Raw genomic sequence first — 13,501 nt, forward strand, 5'->3', positions numbered from 1 at the left:
GTGCCGGGGGGAGGGGTCGGGCTCATGCGGGGCGCTCCTCGCTCTGCGCCTGGATCGCCGTGATCGCCACCGTGTTGACGATGTCCTGGACGAGCGCGCCGCGCGAAAGGTCGTTGACGGGCTTGCGCAGCCCCTGGAGGACCGGGCCGACCGCCACCGCGCCCGCCGAGCGCTGCACGGCCTTGTAGGTGTTGTTGCCGGTGTTCAGGTCCGGGAAGATCAGCACGGTCGCCTGGCCAGCCACCTCGGAGTCCGGGAGCTTCGTCGCCGCCACGGACGGCTCGACCGCCGCGTCGTACTGGATCGGTCCCTCCACCCGCAGCTCGGGCCGCTCCGCCCGCACCCGCTCGGTCGCCTCGCGCACCTTGTCCACGTCCGCGCCGGAGCCGGAGGTCCCGGTGGAGTACGACAGCATCGCCACCCGCGGCTCCACGCCGAAGCGGGCCGCCGTCACCGCCGACTGCACCGCGATGTCCGCGAGCTGCTCGGCGTTCGGATCCGGGTTGACCGCGCAGTCGCCGTACACGAGGACCCTGTCGGCCAGGCACATGAAGAAGACGGAGGAGACGATCGAAGCGTCCGGCTTGGTCTTGATGATCTCGAAGGCGGGTCGGATCGTGGCGGCCGTGGAGTGCACCGACCCGGACACCATCCCGTCGGCAAGACCCTCCTGCACCATCAGCGTGCCGAAGTAGTTCACGTCCGCCACCACGTCGTACGCCAGCTCCACCGTCACCCCGCGGTGCGCGCGCAGCTGCGCGTACCGCTCGGCGAAGGTCTGCCGCAGCTCCGAGGTCTGCGGGTCGATCAGCTGGGTCTCCGCGAGGTCGATGCCGAGGTCGGCTGCCTTCTTGCGGATCACGTCCACATCGCCGAGGAGCGTGAGGTCGCAGACGTCCCGGCGCAGCAGCACATCGGCCGCGCGCAGCACCCGCTCCTCGGTGCCCTCCGGCAGCACCACGCGCTTGCGGTCGGAACGGGCCTGCTCCAGCAGTTCGTGCTCGAACATCATCGGTGTGACCCGGGCGCTGCGGGCCACCGAGATCCGGTCGAGCAGCGCCGCGGTGTCCACGTGACGCTCGAACAGACCGAGGGCGGTCTCCGCCTTGCGCGGGGTCGCCGCGTTCAACTTGCCTTCGAGGGTGAAGAGTTCGGCGGCGGTGGGGAAGGATCCGCCGGCCACCGAAACGACCGGGGTCCCCGGTGCGAGCCGGGCGGCCAGCGTGAGTATCTCCTCGCCGGGGCGCTCGTCCAGGGTCAGCAGCACGCCCGCGATGGGCGGGGTGCCCGCGCTGTGCGCGGCCAGCGAGCCCACCACCAGGTCCGAGCGGTCCCCGGGGGTGACCACCAGGCAGCCGGGCGTCAGCGCGTTCAGCAGGTTCGGCAGCATCGCCCCGCCGAAGACGAAGTCCAGCGCGTCGCGCGCCAGCCCCGAGTCGTCGCCGAGCAGCACCGTGCCGCCCAGTGCCGCGGTGATCTGGGCGACGGTGGGGGCCGAGAGCGCCGGATCGTCCGGCAGTACGGAGACGGGGACGGGCAGCCGGGCCGCCAGCCGCTCCGCTATCTCCGCGCGGTCCTCGGCGGCGACCCGGTTCACCACCATGGCCAGCACGTCGCAGCCGAGACCGGCGTAGGCACGGTAGGCGTTGCGGGTCTCGGCGCGCACGGACTCCGCGGTCTGCCCCTTGCCGCCGACCACCGCGATCACGGAGGCCCCGAACTCGTTGGCCAGCCGGGCGTTCAGCGCCAGCTCGTCGGGGAGCTGGGTGTCCGCGAAGTCACTGCCCAGCACGAGAACGGCCTCGTACTCCCTGGCCACCTGGTGGAACCGGTCGACGAGCCGCGAGACCAGCTCGTCGGTGCCCTTCTCCGCCTGCACGGCGGAGGCCTCGTGGTAGTCCAGGCCGTAGACGGTGGCCGGGCTCTGGGAGAGCCGGTAGCGGGCCCGCAGCAGCTCGTAGAGCCGGTCGGGACCGTCATGGACCAGCGGGCGGAAGACCCCGACCCGGTCCACCTGACGCGTCAGAAGCTCCATGACTCCCAGCTCGACGACCTGCCGGCCGTCCCCCCGGTCGATCCCGGTCACGTACACGCTCCGCGCCACGCGTGCTCTCCCGTCCATGTTCGGTGCCGCGACCCGCGGGGCGTCCGGACGTGCGGTGCTGCCCCCGTGCCCGCCCGGTGTTCCGCCGGGTGCGGCATTGGCCTGCATTGCCTCTTGACGATACCTGCGGGGGCCGCTATATCGCCCGCCGGAGGTCCCGGCTGCCCACCGCCGCAGCTCCCGTCTTTCGGGTTCTCTCTCCCCACGGGTGCCCGCCCCGCCCCGGCCGAAAGCGCGGGGTCCGCGCCCGGCGTGGGACAATCGTCGCGGTTCAGGGCAGGGGGGCCGCCATGGTCGGCCTCCTGGAAAAGCGCGACTAGCGAGCAGGAGACATACCTCGATGCGCATCGGAATTCTCACCGCGGGCGGCGACTGCCCCGGCCTGAACGCAGTGATCCGGTCGGTCGTCCACCGGGCCGTCGTCGGCCACGGCGACGAGGTCATCGGCTTCGAGGACGGCTTCAAGGGGCTGCTCGACGGCCACTTCCGCCCCCTCGACCTCAACGCGGTCAGCGGCATCCTGGCCCGCGGCGGCACCATCCTCGGCTCGGCCCGCCTGGAGCGCGACCGGCTGCGCGAGGCCGCCGAGAACTGCGAGGAGCTGACCCGCCGTTACGGCATCGACGCGCTCATCCCGATCGGCGGCGAGGGCACGCTCACCGCGGCCCGCATGCTCGCCGACGCCGGGATGCCGGTCGTCGGCGTCCCGAAGACCATCGACAACGACATCTCCTCCACCGACCGCACGTTCGGGTTCGACACTGCGGTGGGCGTCGCGACCGAGGCCATAGACCGTCTGAAGACCACCGCCGAGTCCCACCAGCGCGTGATGGTCGTCGAGGTCATGGGCCGGCATGCCGGCTGGATCGCCCTGGAGTCCGGGATGGCCGGCGGCGCCCACGGCATCTGCCTGCCCGAGCGCCCCTTCGAGGTCGACGACCTGGTCAAGATGGTCGAGGAGCGTTTCTCGCGCGGCAAGAAGTTCGCCGTCATCTGTGTCGCCGAGGGCGCGCACCCGGCCGAGGGCTCCATGCCGTACGCCAAGGGCGAGATCGACCAGTACGGCCACGAGCGCTTCCAGGGCATCGGCAACCGCCTCGCCATCGAGCTGGAGACCCGGCTCGGCAAGGAGGCCCGGCCGGTCATTCTCGGCCATGTCCAGCGCGGCGGCACCCCGACCGCGTACGACCGGGTGCTCGCCACCCGCTTCGGCTGGAACGCCGTGGAGGCCGTGCACCGCGGCGAATTCGGCCGGATGACCGCCCTGCGCGGCACCGACATCGCCATGGTCCCGCTCGCCGAGGCCGTCACCCAGCTGAAGCGGGTGCCCGCCGAGCGGATGTACGAGGCCGAGTCGGTCTTCTAGACCTCACGGTCGCTTCGAACCGCACGAACCGCACGAACCGCACGGGCCGCACGGGCGGCCCGTGCGGAGTCACACCCCGGCGGTCCGCCAGAACTGCTCCACCACCCGGGCCAGGAACGCCCGGCCCGCGTCGCCCGTCGACCCGGAGCGCTCCTGGCCGGTGCTGCTCCAGCTCAGCGTCGAGACCATCAGGGCCTGGTAGTCGGTGTGCAGTTGCTCCAGCACGTCCTGGATCAGCGCCCGGTCCAGCGGGACGACCTTCGCCACCGGCCGGACGTACGCCTGCCAGCGCGTGGTGACCGCGCTGCTCAGCAAATCCGCCAGCTCCTCGTCGCGGCCCGTCGCCGTCAGGAACTGCGCCGCCGTCAGACCCAGCGCCCGGCACAGCGCCGCCGACTGCTTCTCGTTGCCCCGCCAGCGCCCCGACTCCTCCATCCGCAGATACGAGGTGCCGGTCATCCCCAGCTGCCGGGCCAGCTCGTCCACGGTCAGGTCCCGGGTCATCCGGTGCTCGCGCAGGGTGGCCGCGGCGGCCAGCAACTCACCGGGGGCGCACCACAGGACGCCGGCGAGGGCGGTCAGCTCGCGTTCCCCCGGGGTCGCGATGCCGCGCTCCCACGCGACGACGGTCTCTGCGCTGATCCGGAGTCCGTACTGGGCGGCGAGCCCGTAGGCGACATGGCCGGGAGCCATCCCCAGTGCCTCGCGGAGACGGCGCGCGGCGGGGGCGTTGAAGGGCGGGGTGGGGTGCACGGGCCCACCGTAGAAGTCCATTTCCGCCCTGGCTACGGTACGTTCCCCACAGAACACGCTTCGTAGGAACCTCCAGCCGCGAACCGCGCGGGCGGTACGGGAAACCCGCCCCACCAGCGCTTTCTTTTCCGGCCCCGAAAGGATCGTCCAGGGCCGGAAAACCGACCGGCAAGCGCTTGTCGGGCCGGCGGCAGCCGACCGGTCAGCGCCCCGCTACCAGCCAGCTGTAGTGCAACTCCGGTCGGCCGACCTGCCCATAATGTGGACGCCTCGCGGCGCTGCCGACGGTCACCAGGTGCTCCAGATACCGCCGGGCCGTGATCCGGGATATGCCGAGCCGCTCCCCGGCGACGGCTGCCGTCACCCCTTCCGGGGACTCCTTCAGCACTCGGGTGACCGCCTCCAGCGTCGGCCCGCTGAGCCCCTTGGGCAGCGCGGCCGGATGCGCGACCCGCAGCGCGCCCAGCGCCCGGTCCACCTCCTCCTGGCCGCTCGCCTCCCCGGCGACGCCCCGGAACTCCGCGTACCGCACCAGCCGGTCCCGCAGCGTGGGGTACGTGAACGGCTTCAGCACGTACTGCACGACGCCGAGCGACACCCCCTCCCGCACCACCGCCAGATCCCGGGCCGAGGTCACCGCGATCACATCGGCCCCGTGGCCGGAGGCGCGCAGCGAGCGCAGCAGCCCGAGCCCGTGCCCGTCGGGCAGATAGAGGTCGAGCAGCAGCAGATCCACCGGGGTCCGCTCCAGCGCGCGGACCGCCGCCGCCCGGGTGTGCGCCACCGCGGTCACGGTGAAGCCCTCGACCCGCTCCACGTACATCTGGTGGGCGTCGGCGGCCACCGGATCGTCCTCCACCACCAGCACTCTGATCACGCCGTGACCTCCTTCGCCCGGGCCCCCGCCGCCGGCCCCGCCGTACGGTCCCCGAGCGGCAGCCGTACGGTGAACCGCGCGCCCCCGTCCGGACCCGCGTCCAGCTCGACCGTGCCCCCGTTGCGGTGCGCCGCCTGCCGCACCAGCGCCAGGCCGAGACCGCGCCCCGCTCCATGCGTCGACCAGCCCCGCCGGAACACCTCGTCCGCGGCCTCCGGACCGATGCCCGCCCCCGTGTCCGCGACCCGCAGCAACAGCTCCCGTTCGTCCGCGAGCGCGGTGACCGTCACCCGGGCCCGGCGCGCAGGACCCCCGGCCGCCCGGGGCCCGGGCACCGCGGCCCCGGACTCCTCCAGGCCCTCCGCGCCCTCGGGGCCCTCCGACGCGGCGTCCACCGCGTTGTCGATCAGATTGCCCAGGATCGTCACCAGGTCCCGCTGGGCCAGCGACGGCGGCAGCGCCCCGTCGTCGATCAGGCTGTCCTCCGCGAGCACCAGCTCCACGCCCCGCTCGTTCGCCTGGGCGGCCTTGCCCAGCAGCAGCGCTGCCAGCACCGGTTCCTCCACGGCCCCCACCACCCGGTCGGTCAGCACCTGGGCCAGCTCCAGCTCCGCCGTCGCGAAGTCCACGGCCTCCTCCACCCGGCCCAGCTCGATCAGCGACACCACGGTGTGCAGCCGGTTCGCCGCCTCGTGGGCCTGGGAACGCAGCGCCTGCGTGAACCCGCGCTCGGAGTCCAGCTCCCCGGTCAGCGCCTGGAGCTCGGTGTGGTCCCGCAGAGTCACCACCGTGCCGCGCCGCTCACCGCCCACCACCGGACGGGTGTTGACCACGATCACCCGGTCCGCCGTCAGGTGCAGCTCGTCCACCCGCGACTCCGACGCCAGCAGCGCCCCGGTCAGCGGTGCGGGCAGGGCCAGCTCGTCGACCGTACGGCCGACCGCCTCGGTGTCCGGCGCCAGGCCCAGCAGCTCCCGCCCGGCATCGTTGATCAGCGCGATCCGCCGCCGCCCGTCCAGCATCAGCAGCCCCTCGCGCACCGCGTGCAGGGTGGCCTGGTGGTAGTCGTGCAGCCGGCTCAGCTCGGCCGCGTTCATCCCGTGCGTGTGCCGCCGCAGCCGGGCGTTGATCACGTACGTGCCGATCCCGCCGAGCGCCAGCGCCCCGCCCGCCGCCAGCGCGAGGGCGCCGAGCTGCTCCCGTACCTGCAAGGAGACCCGGTCCACGGTGATGCCCGCGCTGACCAGGCCGACGATCTCCCCTCCGTCGCGGATCGGGGTCACCACCCGTATCGAAGGGCCCAGCGTGCCGGTGTACGTCTCGGTGAAGGTCTGCCCGCGCAGGGCCTGCGCGGTGTTCCCGAGGAAGGTGTCCCCGATCTGACTGGTGTCCGGGTGCGTCCAGCGCACCCGCTCGGTGTCCATGATCGTGACGAAGGCGATCCCGGTGTCCTCGCGCACCCGCTCCGCGTACGGCTGGAGTACGGCGGACGGGTCCGGGGTACGGATGGCCTCCCGTACGGAGGGGGAATCGGCCACCGCGAGGGCCGCCACCCGCACCTGCCGGGCGGCCGTCTCCTCCGCCTGCGCGCTGCCGGAGACGTACGCGAACACGGCGCACCCGGCCACCACGGCGGCGATGAGCACGACCTGCATGGCGAAGAGCTGACCCGCCAGGCTGCGGGGGCGGGCACGGGGAAGGCGCATACCCCACAGTCTGCCTGGCCCGTCCGGAGGCTCCCAGACGTTTCCCGGGTGGCCGGAAAGCGACTGTGAACGATATGAACGCAAGGGTGACCGGGGTCACAGGCCGGTGGATAGTCACCGAAGCCCCCAGGGACGGGGGCGCTACCCCCTGACCGAGCCGAGGAGCCCCACCATGGCTGTGGCAGCCAAACAACGGGACCGCACCCACTACCTGTACATCGCCGTGATCGCCGCCGTGGCGCTCGGCATCCTGGTGGGCTTCGCGGCCCCTGGGGTGGCCGTCGAGCTGAAGCCCATCGGCGCCGGATTCGTGAACCTGATCAAGATGATGATCTCGCCGATCATCTTCTGCACGATCGTCCTGGGCGTCGGCTCGGTCCGCAAGGCCGCCAAGGTCGGCGCGGTCGGCGGTCTGGCACTGGGCTACTTCCTGGTCATGTCGACCGTGGCCCTCGCCATCGGCCTGCTGGTCGGCAACTTCCTGGAGCCCGGCTCCACCCTCCACATCACCGAGGCCGCCCGTGAGGCGGGCGCGGAGCAGGCCGGGGGCGCGGGCGAGTCCACCGCGGACTTCCTGCTCGGCATCATCCCGACCACGATCGTCTCCGCCTTCACCGAGGGCGAGGTCCTCCAGACCCTCCTCGTCGCGCTCCTCGCGGGCTTCGCGCTCCAGGCGATGGGCAAGACGGGTGAGCCGATCATCCGCGGCATCACCCACATCCAGCGCCTCGTCTTCCGCATCCTCGCCATGATCATGTGGGCCGCCCCGGTCGGCGCGTTCGGCGCGATCGCCGCCGTGGTCGGCGAGACCGGCCTCGACGCCCTGAAGTCCCTGGCGATCATCATGGTCGGCTTCTACGTCACCTGTGCGCTGTTCGTCTTCGTGGTGCTCGGCGCGCTGCTGCGGATGATCGCCGGGGTGAACCTGTTCTCGCTGCTGAAGTACCTGGGCCGCGAGTTCCTGCTGATCCTCTCCACCTCCTCCTCCGAGTCGGCGCTGCCGCGGCTGATCGCGAAGATGGAGCACATGGGCGTCAGCAAGCCCGTCGTCGGCATCACCGTGCCGACCGGCTACTCCTTCAACCTCGACGGCACCGCGATCTACCTCACGATGTCCTCGCTCTTCATCGCCAACGCCATGGGCGACCCGCTGAGCGCCGGCGAGCAGATCTCGCTGCTGGTCTTCATGGTCATCGCCTCGAAGGGCGCGGCCGGTGTGACCGGCGCGGGCCTGGCGACCCTGGCCGGCGGCCTCCAGTCGCACCGCCCCGAACTCGTCGACGGCGTCGGCCTGATCGTCGGCATCGACCGCTTCATGAGCGAGGCCCGCGCCCTGACCAACTTCGCGGGCAACGCGGTCGCCACGGTGCTGGTCGGCCACTGGACCAAGGAGATCGACAAGGACCGGGTGGGCGAGGTGCTGGCCGGACGGATCCCGTTCGACGAGAAGACCCTCGTCGACGACGGTCACGGCCCGGCCCCCTCCGACGAGGTCCCCGAGCAGCGGGACAGCGCGCCCGCCGAGCAGCCCGCCAAGGTCTGACCCGCGCCACCGATCCACCCACCAGGACCGCTGCGGCCTCCCCCCGGCCGCCGCGGTCCGCCCCTGAGGACACCCGTATCCCCCCGGTACGGGTGTCCTTGCGTCGGCGGCGGGTACCGGTGGCCTGTGCCGGTGGCCGGTACCCGTCGCTTGTGTCCGTGTTCTGTCACGACCGATCCGGCCGGGACAACCCTGCCCGTCCGGCACCGGTCTTGAGAGATGAAGGACCGCAGTCAGCCCCCATGCGCCCCACGACCGAAGGACTTCCATGCGTATCGCCCCTTCTCGCAGCCGTACCCTGCGCGGCGGGACCGCCGCCGTGGCCGCCGCAGCGCTGGTGGCGCTGGGCGCCGTACCGGCGCTCGCCGCCGACCCGGAGCCGGACCTCGGCGTCGGAACGATCGCGCCGGTCAAGGGGGTTCAGCCCGGAAGCTCCTTCTCGGCCCCGCTGACCTTCGTCAACAAGGGGACGGCGGAGGTCCCCGAGGTCTGGGTGACGTACGCCGTGTCCCCGGGCCTGGAGGCGGACGAGACGTACAAGAACTGCACGTACTACACCGTCGCCTCCCACGACGAGATGCCCGCGTCGAACGTCGCATCCTGCAAGATCGACCAGCCGCTGAAGCCGGGTGTCGTCTACGGCACGGCGCAGCCCGTCTCGCTCAAGGCGCTCGACTCCGCGTTCCGCGACGACCTGCGGGTCGCCATCGGCGTCGACGAGCCCGGCCCGGGCGACGGCGGCGCCACCGAGCCGGTGCCCGGTACGGGCGATCCGCTCACCCTGATCGAGAAGGGCCCGGCCACCGACGCCGACCGGACGAACCACCCCGAGCCGTACGCCGAGGCGGACGTCACCGCCGCGAACACCGCGGACTTCGCCCTGACCGGCGACGAGCGGAAGGGGAAGGTCGGGGAGAAGGTCACCGCGACGGTGAAGTTCGCCAACAAGGGTCCCGCCCGCGTCCAGGGCGCCCGCGTCCAGAGTGTGACCACCGTCGACGTCCGCATCCCGAAGGGCACCTCCGTCGTCAAGCCGCACGGATTCTGCGACGCGGTCACCAAGACCCACTACCGCTGCGGAACCTCCCAGTCCTGGGTGGACGTGAACGGCGGCGAGAGCTACCCCTTCGTCCTGCGCATCGACAAGGCGGTCGGCCGCACCACCGGCGAGGTCTCCTTCACCGGCCAGGAGCGCCCCTTCGACCGGAACGCCGAGAACGACACCGCGCAGATCGTGATCGACACCGGCAAGGACGAGGGCACGGCGGGCTCCTCGGGCTCCGACGGTTCCTCCGGCTCCACCGGCGGCTCCTCGTCCACCGGAGGCTCCGGCTCGACCGGCTCCACGAGCACCACGGGCTCCACCGCCACCTCCGGAGGCTCCGTCGACACGGGCGGTTCGACGACCGGCGGCGCCACCCCGCAGACCGGCGGCAACCTCGCGGCGACCGGCTCGGACTCCACCGGCCCGCTCACCGGCATGGCGGCCGCGGCGGTGGCGGCGGGCGGCGCCATCCTGTGGGCCGTGCGTCGGCGGTCGGCGGCCCAGGGCAGCTGACGACCGGACCGACACGACCGGGCGGGACCCTCACGGGTTCCGCCCGGTCGGCCGTTGACCTGCACCCTTTCCCGAAAGTGCGTATCTGACAGTCAAGTGGGTTCTGGTCAGCCCCTGTTCGCCCGCCCAGCATGGTCCCCATGACGCAAGCGCACACGACCACCGCACCCACCTCCACCCCCGTCACCGTTCTCGGCCTCGGCGACATGGGCCGCTCCCTGGCCCGCGCCTTCCTGGCCGCGGGCCACCCCACCACCGTCTGGAACCGTTCGCCCGGGAAGGGCGAGGACGTCGTCGCGCTGGGCGCGGTGCGGGCCGCCTCCGCCGAGGAGGCCGTACGGGCGAGCGGACTCGTCGTGGTCTGCCTCGTCGACTACGACGCCTCCGACGCGGTCCTGGAGCCGCTGGCCGGAGCGCTGGAGGGGCGGGTCCTGGTCAACCTGACCTCGGACACCCCGGCCCGCTCGCGGCAGACCGCCGCCTGGGCCGCGAAGCACTCCCTGGCCTACCTCGACGGGGCGATCATGGTGCCGGTCGACGTGGTCGGCTCGGCGGAGGCCCTGGTCTTCCACTCCGGCGACCGGGCCGCCTACGCCGCGCACGAGGACACCCTCAAGGCGCTCGGCGAGCCCGCCACCTACCTCGGCGAGGACCACGGCCTGGCCGCCGCCTACGACATGGCGATGCTGGACTTCTTCTACGGGGCCATGGGCGGCCTCGTCCACGCCTTCGCGCTGGCCCGCGCCGAGGGCATCGAAGGTGCCTCGCTCGCCCCATACCTCAACACGATCGCGGGCATCCTGCCGCCGATCGCGGCCTACACGGCGGCCGACGTCGACTCGGGTACGTATCCGCCCGACGGCGCGAACCTCGCCATGATGGCGGCCAGCGTCGACCACATCCTGCACACCGCGCAGGACCGGGGCCTGGACGTCTCGCAGCTGGCGGGGCTCAAGTCCGTCACCGATCGGGCCATCGCCGAGGGCCACGGCACCTCGTCCTGGTCGAGCATCATCGAGGTGATCGCCGCCGACCGCTGACCCGCCGGAAACGGGGGAGGGGCCGGTACCGCGTCGCGGGAGACGCGGTACCGGCCCCGGCCGTTCCACGGGCCCGTGCGGGCTACGCCGGGCGGAACCACACCGTCGCCAGCGGCGGCAGCGTCAGCGAGATGCTGTTCGGCCGGCCGTGCGCGGGCACCGCCTCCGCCTTCAGCGGCTCCTCGTTGCGCACGTCGCCGCCGCCGTACCGGGCCGCGTCGGTGTTGAGGACCTCCACCCAGCCCTCCGCGCCGGTCTCCGGCACTCCCAGGCGGTAGTCGCCGCGGACCGCCGGGGAGAAGTGCGAGACCGCGAGCAGCGGCGAGCCGTCCGCGTCGTAGCGCAGGAACGCGAACACGTTGTCCTCGGCCGCCCCGCCGTCCACCCAGCTGAACCCCTCCGGCGAGGTGTCCCGCTGCCACAGCGCGGGCACCGCCCCGTACACCGCGTTCAGATCGCCCACCAGGTCCCGCACCCCACGGTGGTCGCCGGACGCCTCGTAGGACGGGTCCAGCAGCCACCAGTCCGGTCCGTGACCCTCCGACCACTCCGCACCCTGGGCGAACTCCTGTCCCATGAAGAGGAGTTGCTTGCCCGGATGGGCCCACATGAAGCCCAGATAGGCGCGGTGGTTGGCGCGCTGCTGCCACCAGTCGCCGGGCATCTTCGACACCAGCGCCTGCTTGCCGTGCACCACCTCGTCGTGCGAGATCGGCAGCACGTAGTTCTCGCTGTACGCGTACACCATCGAGAACGTCATCTCGTTGTGGTGGTACTTGCGGTGGACCGGCTCCTTCGCCATGTACTGGAGCGAGTCGTGCATCCAGCCCATGTTCCACTTCAGCCCGAAGCCCAGGCCCCCGCTGTCGGTGGGGCGGGTGACGCCGTCCCAGGCCGTGGACTCCTCGGCGATGGTGACGACGCCCGGGTTGCGGCGGTAGACGGTCGCGTTCATCTCCTGGAGGAAGGCGACCGCGTCCAGGTTCTCCCGGCCGCCGAACTCGTTGGGCGACCACTGGCCGTCCTCGCGGGAGTAGTCGAGGTAGAGCATCGAGGCGACCGCGTCGACCCGCAGCCCGTCGATGTGGAACTCCTCGCACCAGTACGTGGCGTTGGCGACCAGGAAGTTGCGGACCTCGGTGCGGCCGTAGTCGAACTCCAGCGTCCCCCAGTCCGGGTGCGCCGCGCGCTGCGGGTCGGCGTGCTCGTACAGCGGACGTCCGTCGAACTCGGCCAACGCCCAGTCGTCACGCGGGAAATGGGCCGGAACCCAGTCCATGATGACGCCGATGCCCGCCCGGTGCAGCGCGTCCACGAGGAAGCGGAAGTCGTCCGGGGTGCCGAGCCGCGAGGTGGGCGCGTAGAACCCGGTGACCTGATAGCCCCAGGAACCGCCGAAGGGGTGCTCGGAGACCGGCATCAGCTCGACGTGCGTGAATCCGAGGTCCTTGACGTACGCGGGCAACTGCTCGGCGAGTTGGCGGTACGTCAGGCCCGGCCGCCAGGAGGCGAGATGCACCTCGTACACCGAGAACGGGGCCTCGTGCACCGGCCGGTCGCCCCGGTGCGCCATCCAGTCCGCGTCCTGCCACTCGTGGTGCCGGGCGGTGACGACCGACGCCGTCGCGGGCGGGACCTCGGTACGCCGGGCCATCGGGTCGGCCCGCACGGTGTGCGAACCGTCCGGGCGGCAGATGTCGAACTTGTACAGCGCGCCCTCGCCGACCCCCGGCAGGAACAGCTCCCACACCCCGGTCGAGCCGAGCGACCGCATCGGGAAGCCCGTGCCGTCCCAGTAGTTGAAGTCACCGGTGATCCGCACACCGCGCGCGTTCGGCGCCCACAGGGTGAACCGGGTCCCGGCCACCCCCTGGTGCTCCATCGGCTCCGCACCGAGCGCCCGCCACAGCTCCTCGTGGCGGCCCTCGCCGATCAGATGCAGATCCAGCTCGCCGATCGAGGGCCAGAAGCGGTAGGGGTCCTCCACCTCGATCGTGTTGTCGTCGTACCCCACTTCCAGCCGGTACGCGGGCACCTGCGGCACCGGCAGCACACCGGAGAAGAAGCCGTCCCCGTCGTCGTGCAGTTCGGCCCGCAGCCCGGTCGCCAGCACGGTGACGGTCCGGGCGAACGGCCGCAGCGCCCGGACGAGCACCCCGCCGGGGATCGGGTGGGCACCGAGCACGTCGTGCGGCGCGTGGTGGTCGCCGGCGAGCAGGCGGCCGCGGTCCGCGCCGTCCAGGGCCGGCGCGGGGCGGGCGCCCTGGCCGTCAGCGGCCTGCCGGGGGCGCGGCGGGCCCGCGTCCGCCCGCTTGGGCCGGGTGCGCTTGGCGGGCGCGGCCTTGGTGGCGGTGGCGGCGGGCGCCGGTGCGTCGGCGGCCGCCGCGTCGGCGGAGGGCTCGGTGGCGGTCTCGACGGCGGGTTCGGCGACGGTCTCGACAGCCGCCTCGGCGGGGACCTCGGCGGACTTGCGGGATGCCTTGCGGGACGGCTTGCGGGCGGTCACAGGGACTGCCTCCTCGGGGAGTGAAGGGGGAGAAGCGCGGGCGGAGGG

The 13,501-nt window shown here is 72.4% G+C and carries 9 protein-coding genes; 4 read left to right on the forward strand and 5 right to left on the reverse strand.

Translation table 11 applies throughout. The features are described from left to right. Positions 1-22 precede the first annotated feature (22 nt). A complete protein-coding gene (gene pta, locus D3105_RS25700) occupies positions 23-2,104 on the reverse strand; it encodes a phosphate acetyltransferase (protein ID WP_118905394.1) in 2,082 nt (693 codons plus the stop codon). A 340-nt stretch (positions 2,105-2,444) separates the two neighbouring features. On the opposite strand from pta, the gene D3105_RS25705 reads away from it, so the two are divergent. Continuing rightward, entirely contained in the window at positions 2,445-3,470 is a 1,026-nt protein-coding gene (locus tag D3105_RS25705; protein WP_118905395.1) for an ATP-dependent 6-phosphofructokinase, read from the forward strand. 69 nt (positions 3,471-3,539) lie between these two features. Here D3105_RS25705 and D3105_RS25710 read toward each other — a convergent pair whose 3' ends face one another. The 3 genes from D3105_RS25710 to D3105_RS25720 form a co-directional block, all read right to left on the reverse strand. Beyond that, the gene (locus tag D3105_RS25710; RefSeq protein WP_206272892.1) at positions 3,540-4,244 is read right to left on the reverse strand and encodes a helix-turn-helix domain-containing protein; all 705 of its coding nucleotides are present in this window, start codon (positions 4,242-4,244) and stop codon (positions 3,540-3,542) included. Between the two features lie 181 nt (positions 4,245-4,425). Then, positions 4,426-5,100 (reverse strand): response regulator, encoded by a 675-nt coding sequence (locus tag D3105_RS25715; protein ID WP_118905396.1) that lies wholly within the window; start codon positions 5,098-5,100, stop codon positions 4,426-4,428. Beyond that, positions 5,097-6,806, reverse strand: a complete 1,710-nt coding sequence (locus D3105_RS25720) for a sensor histidine kinase (RefSeq protein ID WP_118905397.1) — start codon at positions 6,804-6,806, stop codon at positions 5,097-5,099. The genes D3105_RS25715 and D3105_RS25720 overlap by 4 nt, the downstream gene beginning before the upstream one ends. Positions 6,807-6,978: 172 nt before the next feature. On the opposite strand from D3105_RS25720, the gene D3105_RS25725 reads away from it, so the two are divergent. The 3 genes from D3105_RS25725 (at position 6,979) to D3105_RS25735 (ending at position 10,947) form a co-directional block, all read left to right on the forward strand. Further along, complete coding sequence (locus tag D3105_RS25725) at positions 6,979-8,349, forward strand: cation:dicarboxylate symporter family transporter (RefSeq protein WP_118905398.1); 1,371 nt, start codon at positions 6,979-6,981, stop codon at positions 8,347-8,349. Positions 8,350-8,617: 268 nt separating this feature from the next. Continuing rightward, entirely contained in the window at positions 8,618-9,907 is a 1,290-nt protein-coding gene (locus tag D3105_RS25730) for an LAETG motif-containing sortase-dependent surface protein (protein WP_206272894.1), read from the forward strand. A 140-nt stretch (positions 9,908-10,047) separates the two neighbouring features. Next, positions 10,048-10,947, forward strand: a complete 900-nt coding sequence (locus D3105_RS25735; protein WP_118905399.1) for an NAD(P)-dependent oxidoreductase — start codon at positions 10,048-10,050, stop codon at positions 10,945-10,947. Between the two features lie 82 nt (positions 10,948-11,029). Here the strand turns inward: D3105_RS25735 and glgB are convergent, their stop codons facing one another. After that, positions 11,030-13,453, reverse strand: a complete 2,424-nt coding sequence (gene glgB, locus D3105_RS25740) for a 1,4-alpha-glucan branching enzyme (protein WP_118905400.1) — start codon at positions 13,451-13,453, stop codon at positions 11,030-11,032. Positions 13,454-13,501: the final 48 nt, after the last annotated feature.

This window comes from Streptomyces globisporus, assembly GCF_003501885.1.
Lineage (GTDB): Bacteria > Actinomycetota > Actinomycetes > Streptomycetales > Streptomycetaceae > Streptomyces > Streptomyces globisporus_D.

Bases quoted from the DNA above. Each gene is read 5' to 3' on its own strand.
- D3105_RS25705 (WP_118905395.1), top strand. From the start codon at position 2,445: ATGCGCATCGGAATTCTCACCGCGGGCGGCGACTGCCCCGGCCTGAAC.
- D3105_RS25710 (WP_206272892.1), bottom strand. From the start codon at position 4,244: ATGGACTTCTACGGTGGGCCCGTGCACCCCACCCCGCCCTTCAACGCC.
- D3105_RS25720 (WP_118905397.1), bottom strand. From the start codon at position 6,806: ATGCGCCTTCCCCGTGCCCGCCCCCGCAGCCTGGCGGGTCAGCTCTTC.
- D3105_RS25725 (WP_118905398.1), top strand. From the start codon at position 6,979: ATGGCTGTGGCAGCCAAACAACGGGACCGCACCCACTACCTGTACATC.
- D3105_RS25730 (WP_206272894.1), top strand. From the start codon at position 8,618: ATGCGTATCGCCCCTTCTCGCAGCCGTACCCTGCGCGGCGGGACCGCC.
- D3105_RS25735 (WP_118905399.1), top strand. From the start codon at position 10,048: ATGACGCAAGCGCACACGACCACCGCACCCACCTCCACCCCCGTCACC.